The following is a 23,993-nucleotide window of genomic DNA, read 5'->3' as shown; positions in this document are numbered from 1 at the left end:
TGTGCAGTGGCTGGATGCCGAAGTCAATAAGGGCGAACACTTCCTGTTTTTTTGAGCTTGATCATCTCCTTGATTACCGAGCCGTCCATTTTTGCAAATTTGGGCTGGGTGTGCAATAGGGTGGTCTTTGTGTAAAGAAATTTTTTTCCTTTGCTGCAGGCCTGATTTCCCAAGGCGCAGGCAAGGTACCTTTTGCCTATACCGATTCAGTCTGTCACCAGAATGTTTTCTCCCTTTATAATTTAACCTCCCTCTGACAGTCCGAGGACTAGATTTTTGTCCAACAAGCGGTTGGGCTGGAAGTCGAGTTCTTCCCCCGCCGCCCTATATCAGAGTTTAGCATTGCACAAGCTTCTGGCTATGAGAGCATACCTCCAATCTTCAGGAAAGGAATGGTTTGCGACCAAGTATGCACGAAACTCGCTTTCATGCCACCTGTTCGACCGAGAAATTGACTTTCACCGGGATGCCGTGGTCCAAGTTGGAGAGCCTTCTTCGATGGTTGTGGTAGTCCATGTATTTGGTGACCTTTGCGCCGGTATTAATGGTGTGCTTTCGAGCGGCACGATAGGGTACTTTCGTCGGTATATCTAGTATTTGATGGTTTACCAGAGCCACTCGATAAGCACGTGTCAATAGCCTGTCCTTTGCCGTTCTCTAGGGTTTCTGCCATTGTCTTGGTGGAAGGCCACTTTCCTCCCCATAAATCAGTTCATTTCTCAACAAGATCTGCTCAACTCCTGTCCTCGCTTATGGGGGAATGGCTATTATCAGGTAGGTACTCAAAAATCCTAAATTCGTACACCTCGTACACCTCGTACCGTACGAATTGTACGAGGCTGAGATGAGACTCTAAACCATTCGAATTATTTAAATACTGAGACAACTCAAATACCTTCAAATTTGCAGGAAATTCAAAGGTTCATTTTCTAGTTTTGGCCCTAGCTAAAATAGGTTCGTTTTCTGATTTCACATCAAAAAGAAAAAAGATCATTCAAAAAACATAAACTTAAAAAGTGCCTATACGACGTTTAGATGCATGTTTTGAAAGGTTCGAATTGATTCAATTCAAATAAATTTAAAAAAGTAAAAGCAAAATGAACCTGTCCCCCTTTTTGTCCCCCTTTTCTTATAAGTCACTGAAAATCAATTGAAGTTTATAGCGCTGTTCCCGCTACTACGAAGCCGGTCAGAAATGATCGGCTTTTTGTGTTTTATAGGATTTCTGATACAGGTTGTGAATTAGCGCCGATTTAAATCGATTCCAATTCGCTCCAAATTACTCAAATTTGTCCTTCTTTTGGACCTCTTTTTTTCTGCTGCATTATCTCTCCACTTGAAGCGAACTAGAATTTAAACAGAATTCCCACGACCATTAGAGATGTCAGTCAATAGCCCATTTTTTGCTATTTGGACAAGTTTAGTGGAATAGAGCATTGGTGTTTTTTTTAAATGTGAGAAGGCAAATTCGGAATTGCTAAAAGTTACGGAGGCTAGAGCTTGGTGTTAATTGAAGTTATTGCTTAGCTGTTAGCCGGCACTTTGAGGCCAGCTTTTTTTGACCGAAAGATCAGGGTGTAAATGTTCATGATTTCCTAGGCTGCAAGACTGGAGGAACGGGTTTTCCGTACAGCACTAGTCGGAGTCGATAGATACTATTGAATTCGAAGAAGGGTATTGAGAATGATAGTGCTGAATCTGATCAAAAAAGACAAAGGCAGCTGACGGAACTTCGCCAGCTACCTATGTGCAAGTAAACCCTATCTGCCTATTATTTTCTTAGCTTGGCCTCAGATACTGAGATGTTGTCCATATAGAATTTGAGCGTTTGATTGTTGCCCTGGTTTTGCCCGCGAATGTTGAGGCTGTAGTTTCCGCTGGCTGCAAATTCCACCAGCATGGAGCTATAGACCCATTTTCCAATTTCAAAATCAGCAGTGAAGGCCGGGTTGGGGCCCACTCCCCAGTTTGTATTTGGGGCCCAATAGAATCTCAGGTCGGGAGGGTTGGCGGCGGGGTCATTGTTGCCGAGGTCCTCCATGTACACCCAGACGCCGATTTCATAGGTTTTTCCCTTTTCGGCGGGGAAGGTGATCGGTGTATTGGAGTTGTCCGTATGGCCGATAATCATACCTCCGGCGGGTTCCATCACCACGTAGCCGCTCTTTTTCCCGTCTTTCGACTGGGCATTGCTGATGCTAAACTTGTATTTGTCCCAAGGAGCTCCCCACCATTGGTAAGGCCAGTTGGTGCTGGAGGAGCTTTCGAAGCTGTAGTCAAAGGCTGTTTTCTTCAGTATGTTTTCGCCTAAGAAGACCACTGGGATGTCAGAGAATGCCGACGCGAGCACCCCGTCTGCCGTAGCCAATTCTCCGGGAGTGTAGGAGACGGTTACCTTGTCATCGTTGAAGATGGTCTGATTTTCGAGTGAGAGGACTACAAAGTTTCTTTCGTTGGGATCCAGTGTCGCCGATGCCACAGAGACCGGGATGGAATTGCCTTTATTGGTGATACTTACGGAGAAGTCGGCTGGGTCTAGAGTCGTGCCGTTCATTTCCCGGCTGAAGTTAAGCGCTATGCCTCCGCTTCGCTCTTGGGCTCCGTCCAAGGTCACCGGCTCTGTGGATGGCACGATTTTCAGGAAATCTGTGGTCTCAAGCACAAATTCACCCTGGGGCCTAGGCCGGGAAGCGATCAGGCCAAAATCAAACTCACCCACTTTTTTGTAACGCACGTCGAGGGTTTCGACCACCTCCGAAGAAAAGGCCGGATCACCTCCCTCCAGGTTCCAATGATAGACAGAGGGCTCGCCCTCTGCCTGCACGGTGTACCTCACCCAGCTGCCGGCCATGACTTCATTTAGGGCGCCAGCTTGTGTGGAGAGCGCTTTCCCGAGTGTGCCATCAGCATTGAGTACGTTGGCGGAGACTGTCAGGCCGATCTCGCTGAGTACCCGGATCACCAGGGTAGTGTCTAGTTCTTTGCCGCGCTGCTCCAAACCCACGAAGGCATCATCCTTGAATACTTGGTGCAGCTTTACCTCGTGGGTTCCTACCGCCTTGAAGATGGTCTTTACATTTGCTTCCGTGGAGGTGAGGTCATTATCTGACCCTTCGATATCTACCACGCCCTCGGGAAATGTCCAAACCCTGGAGACTACGCCTGCGGATATGTCCCCAAAAGTGAGGCTGCCGTCCACCTGCACGGTGTTGTCAAAGTCCATCTCCGAGGTGACGATCACCTGGTGGCTGGGCTCACTTAGGTTGATCCCCTCGTAGGGATCTTCACAGGACTGCGAAAGAAGCATCGCAGCCATCGCCAAAATAGTATTGATATGTTTTTTCATTGGTTTCGGGATTATTTGCCAATCGAGTTGTTAGTCTGTAGCTCTTGGGCGGGAACAGGAAAGTAGTTGTGTGCGGCTGGATTGTAGTTGGCCGAGGAGAGGAGAAAGTCCGGTCGGATGCGTTCGACGATGTAGATGGGCGCTTGATCGAAAATCTCGTTTTTGTGCGCTTCTCTCCAGATTTCGTCCTGTCTGAGCTCGGAGAATACTTCCTGCACAATACCCCAACGGACGAGGTCTTTCCATCGATGCCCTTCGAAGGCCAGCTCTAGCGGACGCTCTACCCGTCGGATATGGGTCATGACGCTTTGGGCGCTAGGGGCCACCATCGGTTGCACCCCGTGGACTTGTTTGCTGATGTGCAGCTGTGGAAAGGTGTTGTTGTTATCGGCTAGGTATTGCTGGAGCGTGATGACGCCTGCCCGGGTTCTGATTTCGTCGATGTAGAAAATCGCTTCATCTACCGAGCCGCCTGCGTTGAGCAGCGCTTCCGCATACATGAGGTACACGTCTGCGAGCCTGATGTGGCGAAAATTAATCCCGGAGCGGGAGTTCCCGTCTTCATTGGGGAGGTGGTACCAGTTTGTAAACTTTTTGATGTAAGCGCTTTGACCAAAAGCCCAGCCCGCACGAGCGCCGATAGGAAGGAGGTAGTAGAGTCCCTCGCCGTTTTTCGGGACAATGGATGCAGACATCCGTACCGACTGGCTATTTCCCTTGTTGATGGGGTTTTTGGGATCCACCACATCGTTCACATACAGCTCATGGAGATAGTAGCTGGGCAGGAGGGTATTGTAGGCACCGAAGTTCAACTGACCCAGTGCTGTGGCGATATTGGTTGCTTCTGCCCCGGTTCTATTGGGATCATCGTCTACCACAGAGCCGTTTGCACCCGGGTTGATTTCGGAATTGTAGGCCACTTCAAAGATGGACTCCTCGTTGAATTCGTTTTCCTCCGAAAAGTTGTCCCTGATTTTGGGCGTGAGTGCATACACTTTGGAGTCGATCACGCTCTTGAGCGCATTTGCAGCTTCTGTCCATTTTTCTTGAAAAAGCAGGGTTTTGCCGTAAAGGGCGGTGGCTGCTCCCCAAGTGGCGCGACCGAGGTTTTTGGTGTCCCAGGTTTTTGGAAGGTGGTTTCTGGCAAACTCCAAATCCGGAAGAACCACGTTTTCAAAGATCTCCTCCTTGCTGCTGGGGGCTTTGTTGAAGTCCTCGTCTGTCACGGGGACCGCCGTACGGATTACCGCCTGGCCGTAGGTCGTGGCCAGCTGGAAATAGAAGAACGCCCGCAGAAACCTAGCCTGGGCTTCAATACTTTGCTTTTCGCCTAGCCCAAATAGATTGTCATCCGCATCGGCGAGCTGATTGATGACTTGGTTGGCGCGGAAGATGCCGATATAGAGTTCATTCCACTTGTTGGTAACCTGGTCGCTGGCATCGTTGTAGGTGAGATTGCGGTAGGTCGTAGGGCGATACCATGACTCTGTTCCGCCTATGTCTCCCAGGATCATTTCATTCACCAGCCCTTCCCCGCTGATCGACTGGAATTGTAGGGCGCCGTACACGGTCGCAAGTCCGCTTTGGAATTGGGAGGAGTTTTCCCAGAACGTATCCGTGGTTATGGCGTTGGGGTTGGTCTCGTACAGGAAGTCCGTGCCGCAGCCAACGAGGAGGCTGGAGCATAGGGCCATGCAGAGCGCCGAGCGTTTGTATGTTTTGAGTGTCATTGTCATTGCAGTTTTGGGTTTAGAATTGGACCTGGATTCCGAAGATGAACCGGCGGGTGACCGGGTAATTGCCCTGGTCCACGCCTCTGGTACTGATGCCGTTTCCGCCAACTTCAGGATCATATCCGGTGTATTGGGTGAAAGTGAAGGGGTTCATGGCGGTGCCATAGATCCTCGCCTTGTTCACGCCGATCTTGTTGGTCGCCGTCACTGGGATGGTATAGCCCAGGGTGATGTTTCGGATGCGGAAGTAGGAACCGTCTTCCAGGAAAAAGTCGGATCTAGCGCGTACGTTGTTGTGATAGCCATCGCCCCGGTCAGTCGGGATGTCCGAGTCCGCATTTTGGGGTGTCCACATGTAGTATTGGTCTAGGTGTCTACCTTGGGTGTAGGCGTAGTAGCGCGATCCGTTGTAGAGTTTGGCGCCATAGGAAAAATAGTTTTGAACATACAGGTCAAACCCCTTGTATTCAAAATTCCCGCTTAGCCCGATGTTGAATTTGGCTTGGCCAGAGCCGGAATACACCCGGTCATTCTCGTCTATTCGTCCATTCCCTGCATCAGGTACTCCATCGCCGTCGGTGTCTTCAGTCAGCTGGTCCTTATACATCATGTCGCCGATCTGGGCACTGGGCATTATTTTCTTGTACTCCGCCAGTTGCTCTTGGGTCTTGATGACGCCCTGGTGCTGCACGAGGAAAAATGCCCCTGCCTCATAGCCTACAGCAAAGAAAGTGGTGTAGTCCACATTGGGGCCCAGAGAGGAGGAAGGTTGGCCGTTGCCGTATCCCCGCTCTATCCCTTCCAAGTCGGTGATTTCGTTTTGGTTTTTGGTAAAGGTAGAGGCCAGGTTCCACTTGAAACCAGAGGCGTATTCGGTTCGGTAGGAGAGCGAAAGCTCGATTCCGCGGTTGGTCATGTTACCAGCGTTGACGATGATGGGGCTATAAGTGCCCACCGCTCCAGGGTGGTAGGCTCCGCCGGAGGGAGGAGTGGCTCGTGGCAAAAGCATGTCCTGTTTTTCGTTGTGGTACAGGTCCATGGTGAAGTTCAGCCTGTTGGAAAACATTGCCAGGTCCAAGCCGATGTTGGAGGAGATGCTGGACTCCCATTTTACGTTTGGATTGGAGTAGCGTCGCTGGATAGCCCCGTTGTATAGGTCTTCGTCTGGTCCAAAGAGGTAGTTGACCCCGCTCTCAATCTGACTGGCATAGGTGTAGGGTGGGATACTTTGGTTCCCTACCTGAGCATAGCTTCCCCTCACTTTGAGGTTGTCGATGAAGTCGGCGTTTCCGTTTTGGAAAAACCCTTCTTCGGAGATGTTCCAGCCGGCAGACACGCCAAAAAAGTCTCCATAGACGTTGCTCTGGCCAAAGTTGGATGAGCCGTCCCTTCTGTAGCTACCGGAGATCAGGTAGCGCTCGTCATAGTTGTACTGCACCCGGCCCATAAGGCCGCTGAGGGTATTGACGTAGTCGAAACTGGTCGGCTTGGTGGCCTGCTGGCCCGCTCCGAGTACGGGCGTATCGTTGCTCAGTAGGCCGATGATCCCTGTTCCTATCTGCTTGGAGGTGTATTTTTCCCAAGATGCCACACCGGTCACATTGATTTTGTGTTTTCCAAACTCCCGGTCGTAGGCCAGGATATTTTCGATGGTGTTTCTTTGGGTGAAGGTGTAGTCTTCATTGAGCAGGGCATCTTCGCGGGACGCGGTGGGGTTGTAGGAGCCGTCTCTGTTAGTGACCAGGTATTGGGGCCTGAAAAATACCCTTCGGTAATTCCAAGAATTGCTGCCCAGGTTGATCTTGAAGCTCAGTCCGTCGATCAGCTCGTATTCGAGGTTCATGGCGATGTTGCTGGCGTTTGTTTTGCGCTCATCCACGTTTTCGAGCTCCCGGGATAGGTAGCTGTAGAGGATGGCGTTGTCGACGGGAATCTGCACGTTGTTTTCGCCGACGGACTGCAGGGAGTTTAGCGGGGCAAGCCAAGGCCTCTGGGCGATGGAGTATTCGTAGAGCGACCAGGGTTCCTGGGTTCGCTTTTCTTCCGTATAGCCAATGCTCGCGAAAGCTTTGAATTTGCCTCTGTTAAACTGTGCCGTCAGGCGGTTGCTCAGTCTGTCAAAGCCGGAGTTGATCAGTACACCGTCCTGGTTGAAGTAGTTGGTGTTGAAGTTGACCAAGAGGTGCTCCGTACCACCGGAAATCCCCAACCCGTAGTTTTGGATGAGCGCGTTGTTGTTTTGCACATCGCCTACGAAGTCCGAATCATAATCCAGGGCGTCGGGATTAAAGAAGAAGATCAACGGGTCGCGTCCCAGCGCCTGCAGCTTGACCTCTTCGGCATACATCTGTTGCTGTGCATTCATCAGTGGAGTGCCGGAGGTGATGTTTTGTACCCCGGCGTAGGCATTCAGATCGACGAGGATGTTGCCTTTTTTACCCCGCTTGGTGGTGATTAGGATGACGCCATTGGAGGCTCGTGTGCCGTAGACTGAGGCGGCGGCTCCGTCCTTGAGGATGTCCATGGATTCTATCTGATCCGGGGAGATGTTGGGATTGCTTTGGTAGGGGACTCCATCCACTACGTATAGCGGCTCCAGCGCGCCCATGAGGGATCCCACACCGCGGATTTGGATGTTGGCGGGCTGCCCCGGCCGACCACTGGCTGCCTGTACATCGACTCCGGCCACTTGGCCTTGGATGGCTTCGCCTACGTCCGAGACAGGAGATTTGGAGATCGTTTCGGCCTTGACCTGCGCTACGGCGCCTGTGATCTCTTTTTTTGACTGGGTGCCGTAGCCTACCACGACTACTTCATCCAGGTTCTTGGTGTCGGGACTCAACTGGACGTTTATTTCAGCAGAAGTGCCTACCGTCCGCTCTTCCGAGTTGAAGCCGATAAAGGTGAATACGAGGACGTCTCCCTCTTTGGTGTTAAGAGTAAATATTCCATCTATGTCGGAGATGGTGCCTTGGGTAGTGCCCTTGATGATGATCGAGGCTCCAGGAAGCGCCTCTCCGAGATCATCCGTGATCTTGCCTCGTACCTGCTGCTGGGCTGAGGCCAGAGAAGCCCAAAGGCACAGCCAGATGAGGGTCAACGGGAGGTTTTTCCTCCATTGGTAGAGTTGTTGTTTCATATGGTATTTTGAGTTTAGGTTAATTTTTTGATCTGGTGAACAAAGGGTTTTTGGCAGTCCCTGCCGCAGTCTTTGTCCACAAAACCTCGGTCAATGTAGAATTCCGAAACCATACCTCTGATTTTTACAACTCGATTAAAACTGGACAAAGCCGCTAAAAAAATCGATTGCGAAGGCTTTTATCGCAATATGACTCTCGATGTCCATTTTTTAATGTCTGTATGCCGCCTCGAAAAGCTGCCCGTATGGCTCACAAAAAAACATCCACCGCTGGAGCCGGTGGATGTCTAGAAATTTTTGCGTTTTTAATTGGCTAGCTAGCTAGGCGCACCTGGATGGATCGGGTTGTCTTTATGAAAACCCGGCGATGAACTCGACCAGATTTTCGTTTCTGTCTATGTTGAATTTTTTGCGCAGGCGGTATCTCGAAGTATGGACGCTCTCGATGGAGATGCCCAGCAGGGAGGCCATCTCCTTGCTACTGAAGTTCAGCTTGACCAGAGCGCAAATTTTCAGGTCGGCTTGGGTGAGTTCAGGAAAGCCTTTTTGTAGGTTTTCATAGAAACTCTCGTTGATCGCAGTGAAGCGGGCCTCAAATTCCTTCCAATTGCTTCCAGGTGTGCCCTGTACTGATTTGATCATTTTCTTCAGGCTGTTCACATCCACCAGGCCTTTGTCGTCGGAAAGGTTATTTCTGAGCTTTTCGATAAACTCGTCCTTTTCGATAATCTGCAGTGCCGTGGTCGTCAGCTCCTTGTTTTTCAGCTCTAGGATTTCGTTGGTCTTTTGGAGCTCCAAGGCACGTTTTTCGGCGAGGGCCTTTTTTTCCAGCTGGTGTTTTCGGCGGATGTTTTTGACCAGGAGCAGGCCATAGACGAACAGGGAGAGCAACACGACGGCCAAAAGCCAAAGCTGCATTGTGTTCATCCGTTCCTCATGCTCTAGGTTGGCAATGTGTTGCTCTTTGATCAGCTCCTTCTCTTTTTCCTTTTGCAGTCGGTATTGGTCATTGATTCGAAAAAGGTGTTTGTTGTTTTTGCTGTTTGGGCCAAAGATTTCCGCGTTGATCCGGTTGACTTCCCGGGAATGCAGGTATGCGCTGTCAAACTGCCTGGTGAGGGAATAAATGGAGGCCAGTGCTTCATGGGCCATCAGCTTGTGATTGGAGTGGCTTTGGAAAGTCTCCGAATAGTGGAGGGCTTGGTTGTAGTGTTCGGCGCTCTGGCGGAGGTCACCTTTTTTCCTAAGGATGTCCCCGATCAGGGTATGGATTACGATCAAATAGGAGCGGTCGTTTTTTTTAAAAAAGTCCATCGATCCGGCCAGTTTTGCCATGGCCTCGGGATAGTCGCCGTTCATGCCGTCCAAATAGCCATCCTCGGCCAGGATGTAGCTCATCGAGCTGGATCCCATTTCCTTCTGTAGCTGGTAGCAGCTGTCCAGGTATACGGCTGCGTTGGCATAGTCGCCGTTTACCCGATAGAAATTGATCAATGCAAAAAAATCACTGATGACGTAGGCTCCGTAGCCCGTGTTTTGACGATAAAGCTCTTTGTTGATGGAGAGTGCGAGGTTAAAATACTTCAAGGCCTCCTCGTCCCGGTGGTAGAAGCTGTACAGCCAACCCAGCTCTTGGTAGATTTTGGCCTTGAGAAAGTCGTGGTTGATTTGGTCTGCCAGCAGCAGCGCCTCCCAGTATCCGTCGTAGGAGTTTCCATAGTCCAGTAGATGTGCGTAGATACTCGATAGCTCATTGAGGGACTTGATCAGGTTGACCGTGTCCTTCTGCTCACGCAACTGCTCGATCGTAGTTTTCAGATGAAGGATCGAACTATCCGGATTACTGTATTTCGCTTCGTTTTTTTGAAGGTTGACAACTGGGTTTGTATAGTTGTCCGGTTGGGCTGTGGTTTGGGCTGTCGAGACCGTTCCTTGGATCAGTAGAATCAAGCCCAAAAGTGTAGCATATAATAAGGCGTTGCTCGGGAAGCGGGAGATATTCAGTTTATCAAAAGGAAACAGGGACATTTGTCTTAGAATTGGTTGTTTTTGGGCTTTGTGCCTACAATAAGCAAAATCTTCTGTGGCTTCGTTGCGGCAATTTTTACTTGGGTTAAATTTATTCACTGTCTAGGATTATTTTTTTTCATTCAGTTTCTTTTTTGCCCTTGTTCAGTTTTTGTCTAGTCTGGTTTTCGGGCCTTCAGCATTCCAAAGTCCATATTTGTTTGAGTCGGCCAGGGCATTTGTCTACAAGAAGACAAAGCTCTTTGGTCGCCTTTAACAAGCGAAACCCAAAATCAACGGATAAATGAACAACAACTCTTTAATGTCTCTATTGGCGGGCGGGGCGCTACTCTTTTCCTGCGCATCGCCTTCATCAAATCCATCGACGTCGGAAGAATCCGACATCGAGGTTACCCCCGCACAGATGGACAAGCTGGGAATCACCCATGCGGATCACCTCAGCGCTGCTTCCAAGCGTGCGCTGAATTGGCCCAACATCGGCAATGAGTGGTTTATCGAGTTTTCCGAGCTTCAGCCACTCCAGGGTGACTTGGCCTACGAGGAAGGCGTGGTGCGTCGCGATCCAAGTGCCATGATCTTCGAAAACGGCAAGTACTATGTCTGGTATAGCAAAAGCCTTGGTGCAACCGACGGTTTTGCTGGGGATGTGGAAAAAGACAAGGTCTTCCCCTGGGATCGAAGCGATATCTGGTATGCTACTTCAGAAGACGGTTGGACTTGGAAGGAAGAGGGCATGGCAGTGGGACGCGGCGAGCCGGGAGCCTACGACGACCGCTCGGTATTCACCACAGAGATCATGAAGCATGGGGACAAGTACTACCTGGTATACCAGACGGTCAAGTCACCTTATACCGTGCGGGTAAAAAACCAAATCGGCTTGGCCTGGGCAGACTCCCCGGACGGCCCGTGGACCAAAAGCGCCGAGCCTATTTTGAGCCCTGCTGACAATGGCGTTTGGAAAGGAGAAAAGCAAGATCGATTTGCCGTGGAAAAAAAGGGTGATTTTGATAGCCATAAGGTACACGACCCCTGCATTGTTCCTTACGAGGGGAAATTTTACCTCTACTATAAAGGAGAACAAATGGGTGAGGAAATCACTTTTGGGGGTAGGCAGATTCGCCATGGAGTGGCCATCGCCGACAAGCCAGAAGGGCCTTACATAAAGTCGCCCTACAACCCCATCAGCAACAGCGGCCACGAAATCTGCGTGTGGCCCTACAATGGAGGAATAGCCTCGCTCATCACAACCGATGGGCCGGAAAAAAACACCATCCAATGGGCTCCAGACGGGGTCAACTTCGAGATCATGGCCTCTATCAAAGGTGCTCCACACGCGATTGGGCTCAACCGTACCGCCGACACCGAGAAGGAACCAACCGAAATCCTTAGATGGGGCCTTTCCCATATCTACAAAAGCTACGACTATCAGTGTATCATGCGCTTTAGCTCAAAGCGCATCACCACACACAAGGGCAAGGGAGAATAAGCTAACCAATAACCAACATACATTTTGAAAGCAACAGTTTACACTGGCAATCAATCCTTCGCTGTGATTGAGAAGGAAATCGACATGCCAAAAAAAGGCGAAGTCCGCATCAAAGTAGCCTATTCTGGCATCTGCGGTACCGATGTACATATCTATCACGGGATGATGGACAAGCGGGTCAGCATCCCGCAGACTATCGGACACGAGATGTCCGGTGTCATCGATGCGATGGGTGAAGAAGTCGAAGGTTTCCAAGTAGGGGACAAAGTAGTCGTGCGTCCGCTGGATGATCGCCTCGTCCAGCCTTCCGACAAGGGATTTAACCACATCTGCGAAAAATTGAAATTCATCGGGATCGACAGCCCTGGATCCATGCAGCAGTACTGGAACATCCCGGCTTTTGTCCTTCACAAACTCAAGCCTGAGACTGACCTGAAGCTTGCGGCACTGATCGAGCCCCTTTCTGTGGCGGTTCACGATGTAAGGATGTCCGGCTTGGAGGCCGGAGAAACAGCGGTCGTGTTAGGCGGTGGGCCGATCGGTCTTTTGGTGGCAATGGTCGCCAAAGAAGCCGGGGCAAAGGTCATCATCTCCGAAGTGAACGAGACCCGGATCAAAATGGCGGCGGACTTTGGGCTGCAGGCCGTCAACCCCACCAAGACCGACCTGGTACAGTATGTCCGGGAAGAGACGGAGGGAAGGCTGGCCGACGTGGTGTTTGAAGTCGCAGGAGTACAGCCTGCCTTGGATGTGATGACCGAAGTGGCCGGGATTCGTGGACGTATCGTCATGGTGGCCATTCATGGGCAGAAGAAGCCCGTGGATCTATTCAAGTTTTTCTGGAAAGAACTGAAGCTGATCGGCGCCCGGGTCTACGAAAAGGAAGACTATGAGAAAGCCATCACACTGGTCACGGCCAATGAACTTCCCTTTGGGAAAATGATCACAGACGTGCAGCCCTTGAGCAAAATCCAAGAAGTGTTTGAATCCATAGACAAAAATCCAGAAGGCCTCAAGGTACTGATGGACTGCCAACTTTAACCAATAAACTGATAGATAAAATGGGAGTGCTAGATAGATTTAGTTTGAAAGGGAAAACAGCCTTGGTCACAGGCTGCAAGCGGGGCATTGGAAAGGCCATGGCTATCGGCCTGGCTGAGGCAGGGGCGGATATCATCGGCGTGAGTGCCACGCTGGAAGAGGATGGCAGCGCCGTCGAAAAAGAGATAAGGGCCCTAGGCCGATCTTTCATGGGGTATGCCTGCGATTTTTCCGATAGGAAGTCACTTTATGGATTCATCAATAGGGTAAAATCGGACTTTTCCCAGATCGACATCCTAGTCAACAATGCCGGAACCATCCTCAGGACTCCGGCGGCCGAGCATCCCGACGAAATGTGGGATAAAGTCATCGAGGTCAACCAAAACGCCCAGTTCATCCTCACCCGGGAGATCGGTAAGGAGATGGTCAGCCGAGGTTATGGCAAGATTGTCTTTACAGCTTCCCTGCTGACTTTTCAGGGTGGCATCACCGTGCCAGGCTATGCAGCCTCCAAGGGCGCGATAGGACAGCTGACCATGGCTTTTGCCAATGAATGGGCCGGCAAAGGAGTCAATGTCAACGCCATCGCACCCGGCTATATCGACACGGACAATACCGAAGCACTACGTAGCGACCCAGTCCGGGCTGCTTCCATTCTGGCGAGAATACCCGCCGGGCGATGGGGAAAGCCGACGGACTTTGCCGGGCCTACGGTCTTTCTCTGCTCGGATGCAGCCTCCTACATGCATGGCAGCATCATGCTGGTAGATGGGGGCTGGATGGGCCGCTGATCATTCCACCATAAAACCAAAACCATGTCTGAAACAAAGCAATACCGATTATTCATCAACGGGGAATGGGTGACTTCCCAGTCCGGGGAAACCATAGACGTCATCAACCCCGCTACGGAGGAGCTCGTCGCACAGGTGCAAAACGGCACCGTCGCAGAGGCAATCCTGGCGCTGGAGGCAGCCCAAGCGGCCCAAAAAGCTTGGGCAAAAATGCCCCCGAGAAAACGTGCTGACTTGCTGTATCGCCTAGCCGCAGAGATCAAGGCTAATGCGGATTACTTGGCAGAGCTCCTGGTAAAGGAGCAAGGCAAGCTCCTGAAGGTGGCCAAAATGGAAGTCGCCGTCACCGCCTCATTCATCGAGTATGCCTGTGAGGGAGCGCGAAGGATAGAAGGGGATATTATCCCTTCCGACAATCCCGGCGAGCAGATCTGGATCCAAAAAATCCCCCGGGGAGTGGTGGTGGCCATCACGGCCTGGAATTTCCCCCTTGCTTTGGCAGGGAGGAAGCTCGGGCCGGCACTGGTCGCCGGTAACACGCTCGTGCTCAAGCCTACCTCCGAGACGCCTTTGGCTACCCTAGAGCTGGGAAATCTGGCCAACAAGGTCGGAATTCCCAAGGGTGTGATCAACATCCTGACTGGGCCCGGCAGGGCCATGGGTACTGCCCTGGTGGAGAATCCCATCACCAAAATGGTCACCATGACAGGCTCGACGCCGGTGGGTCAGGACATCGCCAGAAATGCCTCCAAAAACCTCACCCATGTGCAGTTGGAGCTCGGAGGCAAGGCGCCTTTTATCGTCTTTGCCGACGCAGATCTTGAAGCCGCAGTAGACGCGGCCCTTCATTCCCGCTTTGACAACTGTGGCCAGGTATGTACCTGCAACGAACGCATGTATGTGCAGGAGGAGGTTTACGAGGTCTTTATGGAAAAATTTCTCGCCAAGACCCGGGCACTCAAGGTCGGCGATCCCATGCTGGACGACACCGATATGGGGCCAAAGGTCAACAGGGCTGAACTGGAGCACATGGAGAAACTCGTGGAAACCAGCATCGCCGAAGGCGCTACGGTGGCTACGGGAGGCAAACGCCTCGCTGGTGCAGCTTTTGAAAAAGGGTTTTGGTTTGAGCCGACCGTGCTGACCGATGTTACCCAAACTATGACCATCATGCACGAGGAGTCTTTCGGACCGATCTTGCCGGTGATGAAGTTCAGGACTTTTGAGGAAGTGATCACTTATGCCAATGACAGCGAGTACGGTCTGGCCGCGATGGTCTTTACCAACGACATGAACCTGATCATGCGCTGCAACGAGGAACTCGAATACGGGGAAATCTACGTCAACCGCGGCCATGGGGAGCAGCATCAAGGCTTTCACAACGGCTACAAGCTATCCGGAAGTGGAGGAGAGGATGGAAAGTACGGCTTTGAGCAGTACTTGGAGAAAAAAACCTTTTACGTCAAATACCAGGGGGCATGAGCACATTGATCAAAGACGTCCGCTGCCAACTCTTCCAGGTGCCACTGCCTGAAGTGCTCAACGATGCTAAGCACGGAGACCACACCCATTTCGAACTGGTCACGACGACCATTACCCTGCAGGATGGTACCAGTGGCACCGGCTATACTTATACGGGTGGAAAAGGTGGGTTTGCCATACAGGCCATGGTCGCCCGTGACTTTGCCGGAGTGCTGGTGGGCAAAGATGCAAGCGATATAGACGGGATCTACGATTTTATGGAATGGCACATCCACTACGTGGGCCGGGGAGGGATTGCTTCCTTTGCAATATCCACGATAGATATCGCGCTCTGGGACATCAAATGCAAAAGGGCCGGAATGCCCCTTTGGAGGATGGCCGGAGGAGTGGATCACACCTGCAAAGCCTATTGTGGGGGGATTGACCTACAGTTTCCTTTGGAAAAGCTGCTCCACAGCATGGAGAGCTATTTGGCCAGGGGATACAATGCCGTGAAGATCAAAATCGGAAGGCCCAAGCTCCAGGAAGATCTGGACCGTATCGGCGCAGTTAGAAAATTTATCGGGCCGGATGTGACCTTCATGGTGGATGCCAACTACTCCATGACCGTCGAAAAGGCCATACGTGCCATTGAAGGGTTTAGGGAATATGACATCACCTGGTTTGAGGAACCGATCATTCCGGATGACTACAAGGGTTACGGGGAGATCGTGGACAGGACTGGCTTTCCGCTGGCGATGGGCGAAAACCTCCATACCATCCATGAATTTGAGTATGCGATGGATCAGGCCAAGCTTTCCTTTGTCCAACCCGACGCTTCCAATTGCGGAGGGGTGACCGGCTGGCTGCGGGCTGCAAGGCTGGCCGCTAAGTACGGCCTGCCCGCCTGTTCGCACGGCATGCAAGAGCTCCACGTGAGCCTGGTAGCTGCACAGCCCAATGCCGGCTGGCTGGAGGTGCACAGTTTTCCCATCGATGAATACACGATGCGTCCTCTGGTGGTCGAAAAACACCGGGCGGTAGCGCCGGACAGTCCTGGGATCGGTGTCGAGTTCAACTGGGAAAAACTCGCTCCCTACCAAACCCGCTCCTGAGCCATGAAGACGACAAGATCCGACTTTGGCCAGGTGGAGGGGAGCCCGATAGGACTCTTTACGCTCTGCAATTCCAACGGCATGGAGGTGAAGGTGATGGACTATGGAGCCACCATCACATCCATACAGGTGCCCGACCGGAGCGGTCGGCTTCTGGAGGTAGCCTGTGGCTTCGATTCTTTGGAGGGATATTTCTCCAAAAACTACCGAGCCAATGCCCCCTATTTTGGCTGTACGGTGGGAAGATATTGCTCCCACATCAAGGATGGGCACTTTACCCTCAACGGTCGGCGGTACGACTTGGCAAAAAATGCCGGGGGTAACAATCTGCACGGCGGAGAGGTAGGATTTGACAAGAGAGTCTGGATAGGCAGCATCCCAAATCCAGAAGCTGCTGAGGTGCTGATGACTCTGGAAAGTAGAGACATGGAAGAGGGGTTTCCCGGAAACGTCTCCGTTAACGTCACTTTTTCGCTGAGTGTTGACAATACGCTATCCATCCGCTATGAGGCGAAGAGCGATGCCGAGACCCCTTTGGCACTGACTAACCATACCTACTTCAATCTTTCCGGGTTTTCCTCCAATATCCTTGGACACAGTGCCAGGATAGCAGCGAGCCGCAGGCTGGTGATGGACAAGACCGGAGCGGTGACTGGGGCGGTGATCGACCTGGAATGCCAGCCCGACAACCTGTGGGATTGCAAGGTGATCGGAGAGGCGCAGCAGGCCATAGGCGATGGCTTTGAGCACTACTATGTCTTTGATAAGCCAGCTTTCCAAATGGCCGAAGTGGCGGAGTTTGGCTGCGCGGAGACCGGGATCGGCCTCAAGGTAGCAACCGATGAACTGGGCATGCTCTTTTACACCGGCAAGTACACCAGTGACTCGCTCATGCGTGAAAATGGACTCCAGTATGGGAAATTCAGGGGTTTTTGCTGTGAGACCCACCGCTTTCCCAATGGTCCCAACCTGCCCAACTCACCCGGGACGATCTTGAAGCCCGGGCACGTCTTTCGCAGCGCGACGACCTTCTCTTTTACCCGATAGAAATCCTTTCCTTCCACCCAAAACACAACCAAAATGACCGAAGGAGTACTATTGGCAGTCGCGGCCGGCATCATGCTCGGACTCTATGCGCTGCCCGAAAAATTCACCAAAGGCTTCCGGTACGAAAATACCTGGAGTGTGTTCTTTCTCTTGACCATGTTTGTGGTTCCCATCGTCGCTTCCATGCTTTTGATACAAGGTTTTGGAGAGATCTTCGGCACGATGCCCGCAGAGCTTTGGATCAAAATGGGCCTGGCCAGCTTCCTCTGGGGGATAGGCGTGATGATGTGGAGCCGCGCGATCAACTACATAGGTCTGTCGCTGGGCTTTTCCATTTTTATCGGCACGGTCATCCTCATCGGGTCGCTGCTGCCGTTTTTGGTGGATGGTCTTCCGGATACCGACTCGCTGGTATTGATCGTGAGCGGGATTCTGGTAGTGTTGCTGGGGATAATCCTGAAAGGAAGAGCGGGTTTGCTCCGCGAAAAAGACGAACGATCCAGCAAGGCGGATCAGTCCCAAAAAGGCAAGGCAAACATGTCCACGGGCATCCTGATCGCTGTGGTGGGCGGGCTTTTGGCTACAGGCTTCAGCTACGCCAATGCCGTGGGCAGGCCCTACCTGCATGAGGCCAGCCAGGCCCAGGGCAACGCCGATTGGGTGACGGCTGTCGCGGTCATGTTTCCCATCTTCATCAGTGGAGGTGTGGTGATGACCGCGTATTTCGCTTACCAACTTACCCAAAAAAAGGCCTGGGAGGGTTTTAAAACTTCGGCTTTTGCCAGCAACTTCCTGTGGATCCTGCTCATGGCGGTGTTTCACTATGCCGCATCGGCCTTGTTTGCATTTGCCGCCTTTAAGCTTGGCGACTCGGGCAATACCGTGGGCTATGCGATCTACAACACCGCCTGCGTAGTCACGGCCATCGTCAGCGGGATTATCACCAAGGAGTGGATCTCCGCTTCACCCAAGGCCAAGCGCTTGCTCTACGCAGGAGTGGCTTGCATGGTGCTCGGGATACTCGTAATCGCCGCCGGAAATTGAAAAGCTACAGAGACACCATGCGGCATATCCTGGTTTTTCTTGTTTTGTTTCTCCTGGCTTTGTACCAGACTGTCTTTGCGCAGCAAAGGCGACCCAATATCATCCTAATTCTCGCCGACGACGCGGGTTATGCGGATTTTGGCTTTCAGGGAAGCAGTGAATTCTTGACACCTAATCTGGACAGGCTGTCGGAGCAAGGTCTGAGGTTTACGCAGGCCTATGTGTCTGCGGCTGTCTGTGGCCCCTCGCGTGCCGGCCTGTTGACGGGCAAGTACCAGCAGCGCTTTGGTTTTGAGGAAAACAACGTGCCCGGCTACATGGCACCTTCCAGCCTCCCCGATGACGAGATGGGGCTGCCCCTGACGGAGAGGACGATGGCCGATCACTTGCGTGGCTTGGGATATACCACGGCGCTCTTTGGAAAGTGGCATCAAGGGAACGCAGACCGTTTTCATCCGCTTCGCAGAGGCTTCGATGAATTTGTTGGGTTTCGCGGTGGGGCGAGAAGCTATTTCCCATTTGGAGAAGGCAATCCCAACAATCGACCAGAAGACCGCTTGGAGGAGGGATTTGGCCGGTATCGTGAAGCCCCAGGGTACCTCACGGACTACCTGGCTGAGCGGGCGGTGGATTTCATAGACAGACACCAGTCCAGCCCCTTCTTTCTGTTTCTTTCCTTCACGGCGGTCCACGCTCCTATGGATGCGTTGCCTGAGGATATAGCAGAGTTTGAATCCCTGCCTGAAGGTCGGCGGCAGCTGGCCGCAATGACCCTCGCCATGGACAGGGCCTGTGGTCTGTTGCTGGACAAGCTGGAGCGGGAGGGATTGCTGGAAAGTACTCTGATCGTATTTACCAATGACAACGGCGGACCCAGCGATGCCAATTACTCGGACAATTCCCCGCTGTCGGGTACCAAAGCCAATCACCTGGAAGGCGGGATTCGTGTTCCTTTTCTGATGAGCATGCCGGGACATATTTCGCCAGGCTTATATCCCCACCCAGTCAGTACCCTAGACCTGCTTCCCACATTCTACCGACTTGCCGGTGGCCAGTTCACGGATTTGCCGGAAGTCGATGGGGTGGATCTCTGGCCCTTCCTGGTTGGGAACGAGGAGGGACGTCCCCATCAGACTCTTTTTTGGAAAAAGGAAAACCGTGGAGCTGTCAGGGAAGGAGACTGGAAACTGCTGAGATTCCCGGATCGCCCCGCCGAGCTCTATGACCTGAGCACGGATGAGGGCGAGCAAAACGACCTTGCCAGCGGCTATCCCGACCTGGTGAGACAGCTCTACAAGAAGCTGTTTGAGTGGGAATTAACCCTCGAAAGGCCTGCCTGGCAGCTGCAACGCAAATACGAGGGCGATGCCATGCAGCGCATGGACCGCTATCGAAAACCCAAGACCAATTAGACCAAAACTTATGAAAATCAACTGGATGAATTACCTGGCCTGCATATTGGCTGTTATGCTTTCGGCTGCAGCCTGCACCGAGACCCCTACCATCGATACGGACGATGATGACGTGGCAGAAGTACCTCAAGATCCTCCTGCCACCAGTGACCAGGAGAAAAACTGGAAGGACCTTCCCGTCCCTGCAAATCCGGGAGAGAACAAGAAGTGGGAGTTTCAGGGCCTGTCCGACGACTTTGAGTACCAAGCCGCTGCGGAGAGCAAAGGGGAATCCTTTTCTGCAAAGTGGGAGGACTTTTACCACAATGCTTGGACTGGTCCGGGCCTGACCGAGTGGAGAAGAGACCACTCCCGGGTGAAGGACGGACAGCTTCAGCTTTTTGCTGACCGTAAACCCGACTCCGACAAGATCTACCTAGGCTGTATCACCTCCAAAAAGCGCATCATCTATCCGGTGTATATCGAAGCCAAGGCCAAAGTGATGAACTCCACCCTAGCCTCCGATGTCTGGCTGCTTAGTCCCGACGACACGCAGGAGATAGACATACTCGAAGCCTATGGAGCCACGTATTCGGAAAGTGCCCAGCAAGGGCATACTTGGTATGCCGAACGCATCCATCTCAGCCACCACGTATTTATCCGCAGCCCTTTTCAGGACTATCAGCCTACAGATGCCGGCTCTTGGTACAGGGATGGGACGACTTGGAACAAAGAGTTTCACCGCTTTGGGGTGTACTGGAGAGATCCCTGGCACCTGGAGTACTACATCGACGGGAAGTTGGTCAGGACGGTGTCGGGCAAGGACATGATAGACCCCAAGTTTTTTACCAATGCTGAGCAGCCGGGAAATACGGCCAAAGACACCCGAACCGGCCTCAGCAAGGAAATGGACATCATCATCAACGTGGAAGATCAGACTTGGAGATCAAGCCCTGCCTCCGGCAAGCAGTCGGACCGCTATACGCCTACTGACAGCGAGCTCGCCAAGAAGGAGGACCACACCTTCAAGGTAGAGTGGATTCGAGTGTACAAGCCGGTCGGCAATTGATCTTGGGAGTTTATGGATAGCATCAATAATCGGATCGGATGAAAAGAAGAAAGTTTTTTGAAAAGTCTGCCTTGGGCACGTTGGGCGCGGGGCTGCTTCCACTCACGGCCTTTTCAATGGACGTGGAGTGCGACGTGGACGTCAACTCTGGAAGCCATCGAGGTCAGTCATCCGATCCCGAACAGTGGTATCAGTTGGGGACTGGGAAAAGGGCACGCCCAGACCGAAAGGTCGAAAAAGCCTACGATGTGGTCGTGATAGGCGGTGGAGCCGCCGGTATCTGTGCCGCCGTAGCTGCGGCCCGAAACGGAGCCAAAGTGGTGATCGTCCAAGACCGTCCTGTGTTTGGGGGAAATTCTTCCAGCGAAATCCGCGTTCACCTCAACGGGGTCAATCAACTCAAAAACGGTCTTCCAGAGCGGGAAACGGGGATTATCGAAGAGATCTTGCTGCATAACCGCTTTTACAATCCCCAGGATTCCTATCCGGTGTGGGACCACGTGCTCTATGATTTCGTGTCAAGGGAGCCCAACATCGATATCAAGCTCAACACCTCCGCCTTGAGGGCGATCATGAAGGGCGGCAGGATAGCTGCAGCCCATTGCTGGCAGTTGACCACGGAGACCGAATACACCTTCAATGCCCAGATTTTCATTGATTGCTCAGGTGACGGCTTGCTAGCTGCTACCGCAGGGGCCAAGTATAGGACGGGCAGGGAAGCTTCCGCGGAGTTTGGGGAAAAATACGCGCCCAAGGAGGCCGACGGCTGGCAAATGGGTTCTACTGTGTTGCTGGGCTCAAAGGATATGGGGAAGCCAATGCCCTTTGTACCTCCCCTCTTTACGATCCCCTACGAGGCCCATAAAGCGCACAGGGAGCGGGCCCTCACACCATTTGAACTCGGTTTTTGGTGGGTGGAGCTGGGAAGCGAGGACGACATCGTGGGGGAATACGAAGACAGCAAACACAAACTTTTGGGCTATGCCTATGGGGTGTGGGATTATTTGAAGAACTCCGGAAAATTTCCTGAAACCGAAAATTACGCCTTGGACTGGGTGTCTTCGCTGCCTGGAAAAAGGGAATCCAGGAGATTCATCGGGGATTACATCCTTTCCGAACCTGACATGTTGGGCTATAGGCATTTTGACGACGCGGTTGCCTTTGGCGGTTGGTCGCTGGATGAGCACAATCCCGGTGGCATGTTGAATCTGGAGGAGCCTCCGAGCTACTTTCATGAGGATTTTGAGGAACCCTATCAGATCCCCTTTCGATCCCTGTATTCGGCAAACGTACCGAATCTTCTTTTTGCCGGTCGGAATATCAGCCAGACCCATATAGCACTTTCTTCTTCCCGAATCATGGCTACCTGTGCCCTCGAAGGTCAGGCGGTGGGGACAGCTGCGGCGCTGTGCTCTAAGTTTGGTGTGATGCCGCGGGAGTTGGGAGCAAAGTATATGCATGAGCTTCAGGAGCAGTTGCTTCGCGATGATGCCTTTATTCCTTACCGGGTTGCCTCCCGGCCCGGGGACTTAGCAAAGGATGCCGCAGTGATATTTGCCTCGAGTACCAGCTCTGGCAGTGCCGAATCGCTCACAGACGGCATTTCCCGCGACTATGCCGGCAAAGCACACCATTGGCAATCCGAGACGCTACCGGCCCACATCCAAGTTGAATGGGTGGAAGAAGTGGCGCTCTCCACGGTGGAAATCAAGTGCGATACCAACGTCAAGAAGAACATCATGCTGAGGAGGGATTCCCTGGAGGACAAGATCTATACTACGCAGGTGCCCAAGGAAATGCTTAAATCCTGTCATTTGGAGGGGAGGATCAATGGAAGCTGGGTCAAAGTCGCCGAGATCCAAGACAACAAGGTGAGGCGGCTGCGCCTCTCTTTCCCTACCGCAAAAGTGACTGCCATCCGCGTGGCACTTTTGGAGACCTACGGGAAGCCCCAAGTGAAGTTATTTGAGATTCGCTGTTATGCCTAAAGCCTGATCTTCTATGCGTATTCTTGGCGGTGTTCTTTTATGGCTATGGCTATTGCTTTTGCAGGATAGCCCCCAGCGCATAAAGCACCTCATTCGGGTCGTTCATCCTGGCATCGAGTCGCGGTTTCCCCTGGACTATGAGCTGGTGGAGATGCGGGACAAGGCGGGCAAGCCCTTGCGGTACTCCATGGAAGTGGAGTCGGTTGTTTGTGGGGACGAGCAATGCCGGGTGGATCGGATAGGGATAATTTGGGACAAGTTCGGCTCTTTTGAAAACCTGTCCCTTCCCGTTGGAACTTACCTGGAAAAGGCGGAAGGGATTCCTTTTGCCCCCGAAGACTATCAGAGGCTTGAGCAGTTACTGCAAGATCCATACTCCCCGCTCCGCACCCTTTCCAAGTATGAACTGGTCGGGACGCTGGGAAGTGAGGGGGTAGATGCACTCAGCGGCGCGACGATCCTTTTGGAAAAGAGCGCTTATGTCTCGGGTGCTGTTTGGACCTGCTATAGCCTCTGGCACTGGGTATATGGAGCCGCCCGGGATAGCATTAGGCAGATCACTGCAAAATCCATGGACGGGGCGACCCTAAGCGGGCTCCTGTTTTCTCCAGAGATTCGAATCCGCGAATTTGCCCTAGAGCAGGTGACGGCACGTCGCGACTATGCCTCCGAGACTTTAGATGCGGTGTCGAAAGCTGTCGTGCAACAGCCTGGTTTGCTGGTGGATTACTACGCCTATTGGGAGGGGATGCCGGATGATGGATATTGGCAGACTGGTATTTTTTTGCTCGAAAACCTGCCGCCTTTATCAAGGATTGACCTATGGAGGTATATCGCAAGATCGGAGCGATATCTGCCTGAAGGGACGTTGGACGATTTAGTCCTGCCTTTCTCCTCGATGGAGTACGTAGAAATCGATGCTTTTTTGGACGTCTTGGAAAGAAAAAATGCCGCAAGTTCCCTGATAATCCATAGACTGATTCCCCTGCTTGGCCATCAGAATGTATTAATTGCCCGTCGGGTAAACTGGTTTTTGAAGACTCGTACTTTGAATCCCGACGACGGACCGAGGTAAAAATGCATGGATAAGTGACAGAGCAGTCCAAATCAGTAAATCTTCTTGGATAATTTTATTTGGATATATGCTATTTGGCCAGTAGCCTATCTGAAACTAGAAATAATGCTTACTGGCAGAATTCCGTGTATGCAGATAATTTTAAGTATGATATCAAGCCTCGGATAAGAGGCATTGGAAGTGAAATTCCCCACATTGAAAGGGAGATAATACCCAATCTTTTAAACTGTTTTTTAATA

Annotated in this window: 16 protein-coding genes; 11 read left to right on the top strand and 5 right to left on the bottom strand. The window is 52.1% G+C overall.

Going from position 1 to position 23,993, the window contains the following annotated elements; genetic code table 11:
• Positions 1 to 23: 23 nt before the first annotated feature.
• The 5 genes from J0A68_RS23195 to J0A68_RS20685 form a co-directional block, all read right to left on the bottom strand.
• Positions 24 to 200, bottom strand: a complete 177-nt coding sequence (locus tag J0A68_RS23195; protein WP_369075007.1) for an ATP-binding protein — start codon at positions 198 to 200, stop codon at positions 24 to 26.
• Between the two features lie 1,571 nt (positions 201 to 1,771).
• Complete coding sequence (locus J0A68_RS20700; RefSeq protein WP_206580158.1) at positions 1,772 to 3,346, bottom strand: hypothetical protein; 1,575 nt, start codon at positions 3,344 to 3,346, stop codon at positions 1,772 to 1,774.
• Positions 3,347 to 3,357: 11 nt separating this feature from the next.
• Complete coding sequence (locus J0A68_RS20695) at positions 3,358 to 5,076, bottom strand: RagB/SusD family nutrient uptake outer membrane protein (protein ID WP_206580157.1); 1,719 nt, start codon at positions 5,074 to 5,076, stop codon at positions 3,358 to 3,360.
• A 19-nt stretch (positions 5,077 to 5,095) separates the two neighbouring features.
• Positions 5,096 to 8,218, bottom strand: coding sequence for a SusC/RagA family TonB-linked outer membrane protein (locus tag J0A68_RS20690; RefSeq protein WP_206580156.1), 3,123 nt, complete (start codon positions 8,216 to 8,218; stop codon positions 5,096 to 5,098).
• A gap of 351 nt (positions 8,219 to 8,569) precedes the next feature.
• On the bottom strand, positions 8,570 to 10,246 hold the full coding sequence (locus J0A68_RS20685; protein ID WP_206580155.1) for a hypothetical protein: 1,677 nt from the start codon (positions 10,244 to 10,246) through the stop codon (positions 8,570 to 8,572).
• A gap of 283 nt (positions 10,247 to 10,529) precedes the next feature.
• On the opposite strand from J0A68_RS20685, the gene J0A68_RS20680 reads away from it, so the two are divergent.
• The 11 genes from J0A68_RS20680 (at position 10,530) to J0A68_RS20630 (ending at position 23,754) form a co-directional block, all read left to right on the top strand.
• Positions 10,530 to 11,732 carry a glycoside hydrolase family 117 protein gene (locus tag J0A68_RS20680; RefSeq protein ID WP_206580154.1) on the top strand — a complete coding sequence of 401 codons (1,203 nt, stop codon included), beginning with the start codon at positions 10,530 to 10,532 and terminating at the stop codon, positions 11,730 to 11,732.
• Positions 11,733 to 11,795: 63 nt separating this feature from the next.
• Positions 11,796 to 12,773 (top strand): zinc-dependent alcohol dehydrogenase, encoded by a 978-nt coding sequence (locus tag J0A68_RS20675; protein WP_317195138.1) that lies wholly within the window; start codon positions 11,796 to 11,798, stop codon positions 12,771 to 12,773.
• A 26-nt stretch (positions 12,774 to 12,799) separates the two neighbouring features.
• Positions 12,800 to 13,564, top strand: a complete 765-nt coding sequence (locus J0A68_RS20670; protein WP_206580182.1) for an SDR family NAD(P)-dependent oxidoreductase — start codon at positions 12,800 to 12,802, stop codon at positions 13,562 to 13,564.
• A 24-nt stretch (positions 13,565 to 13,588) separates the two neighbouring features.
• Positions 13,589 to 15,046 (top strand): aldehyde dehydrogenase, encoded by a 1,458-nt coding sequence (gene aldA, locus J0A68_RS20665; RefSeq protein WP_206580152.1) that lies wholly within the window; start codon positions 13,589 to 13,591, stop codon positions 15,044 to 15,046.
• Positions 15,043 to 16,140: a mandelate racemase/muconate lactonizing enzyme family protein gene (locus J0A68_RS20660; protein WP_206580151.1), complete on the top strand. Its 1,098-nt coding sequence runs from the start codon at positions 15,043 to 15,045 to the stop codon at positions 16,138 to 16,140. The genes aldA and J0A68_RS20660 overlap by 4 nt, the downstream gene beginning before the upstream one ends.
• A 3-nt stretch (positions 16,141 to 16,143) precedes the next feature.
• Positions 16,144 to 17,187 carry an aldose epimerase family protein gene (locus J0A68_RS20655; protein WP_206580150.1) on the top strand — a complete coding sequence of 348 codons (1,044 nt, stop codon included), beginning with the start codon at positions 16,144 to 16,146 and terminating at the stop codon, positions 17,185 to 17,187.
• Positions 17,188 to 17,220: 33 nt separating this feature from the next.
• On the top strand, positions 17,221 to 18,231 hold the full coding sequence (locus J0A68_RS20650) for an L-rhamnose/proton symporter RhaT (protein ID WP_206580149.1): 1,011 nt from the start codon (positions 17,221 to 17,223) through the stop codon (positions 18,229 to 18,231).
• Positions 18,228 to 19,643, top strand: a complete 1,416-nt coding sequence (locus tag J0A68_RS20645) for a sulfatase (RefSeq protein ID WP_236025696.1) — start codon at positions 18,228 to 18,230, stop codon at positions 19,641 to 19,643. The genes J0A68_RS20650 and J0A68_RS20645 overlap by 4 nt, the downstream gene beginning before the upstream one ends.
• Positions 19,644 to 19,653: 10 nt before the next feature.
• On the top strand, positions 19,654 to 20,691 hold the full coding sequence (locus J0A68_RS20640) for a family 16 glycosylhydrolase (protein ID WP_206580148.1): 1,038 nt from the start codon (positions 19,654 to 19,656) through the stop codon (positions 20,689 to 20,691).
• A 38-nt stretch (positions 20,692 to 20,729) separates the two neighbouring features.
• Positions 20,730 to 22,679, top strand: coding sequence for an FAD-dependent oxidoreductase (locus J0A68_RS20635; RefSeq protein ID WP_206580147.1), 1,950 nt, complete (start codon positions 20,730 to 20,732; stop codon positions 22,677 to 22,679).
• A 13-nt stretch (positions 22,680 to 22,692) separates the two neighbouring features.
• Positions 22,693 to 23,754 carry a hypothetical protein gene (locus tag J0A68_RS20630; RefSeq protein WP_206580146.1) on the top strand — a complete coding sequence of 354 codons (1,062 nt, stop codon included), beginning with the start codon at positions 22,693 to 22,695 and terminating at the stop codon, positions 23,752 to 23,754.
• Positions 23,755 to 23,993 lie beyond the last annotated feature (239 nt).

Origin of the sequence: Algoriphagus oliviformis (genome assembly GCF_017254915.1) — a bacterium.
GTDB classification, from domain to species: Bacteria; Bacteroidota; Bacteroidia; order Cytophagales; family Cyclobacteriaceae; genus Algoriphagus; species Algoriphagus oliviformis.
Note: the sequence above shows the minus strand (reverse complement) of the source record. Positions and strands in the feature narration are given on the sequence as shown.

Coding starts and splice junctions, on each gene's coding strand:
- J0A68_RS20700 (WP_206580158.1), bottom strand. CDS start 3,346: ATGAAAAAACATATCAATACTATTTTGGCGATGGCTGCGATGCTTCTT.
- J0A68_RS20695 (WP_206580157.1), bottom strand. CDS start 5,076: ATGACACTCAAAACATACAAACGCTCGGCGCTCTGCATGGCCCTATGC.
- J0A68_RS20690 (WP_206580156.1), bottom strand. CDS start 8,218: ATGAAACAACAACTCTACCAATGGAGGAAAAACCTCCCGTTGACCCTC.
- J0A68_RS20685 (WP_206580155.1), bottom strand. CDS start 10,246: ATGTCCCTGTTTCCTTTTGATAAACTGAATATCTCCCGCTTCCCGAGC.
- J0A68_RS20680 (WP_206580154.1), top strand. CDS start 10,530: ATGAACAACAACTCTTTAATGTCTCTATTGGCGGGCGGGGCGCTACTC.
- aldA (WP_206580152.1), top strand. CDS start 13,589: ATGTCTGAAACAAAGCAATACCGATTATTCATCAACGGGGAATGGGTG.
- J0A68_RS20660 (WP_206580151.1), top strand. CDS start 15,043: ATGAGCACATTGATCAAAGACGTCCGCTGCCAACTCTTCCAGGTGCCA.
- J0A68_RS20655 (WP_206580150.1), top strand. CDS start 16,144: ATGAAGACGACAAGATCCGACTTTGGCCAGGTGGAGGGGAGCCCGATA.
- J0A68_RS20650 (WP_206580149.1), top strand. CDS start 17,221: ATGACCGAAGGAGTACTATTGGCAGTCGCGGCCGGCATCATGCTCGGA.
- J0A68_RS20640 (WP_206580148.1), top strand. CDS start 19,654: ATGAAAATCAACTGGATGAATTACCTGGCCTGCATATTGGCTGTTATG.
- J0A68_RS20635 (WP_206580147.1), top strand. CDS start 20,730: ATGAAAAGAAGAAAGTTTTTTGAAAAGTCTGCCTTGGGCACGTTGGGC.
- J0A68_RS20630 (WP_206580146.1), top strand. CDS start 22,693: ATGCGTATTCTTGGCGGTGTTCTTTTATGGCTATGGCTATTGCTTTTG.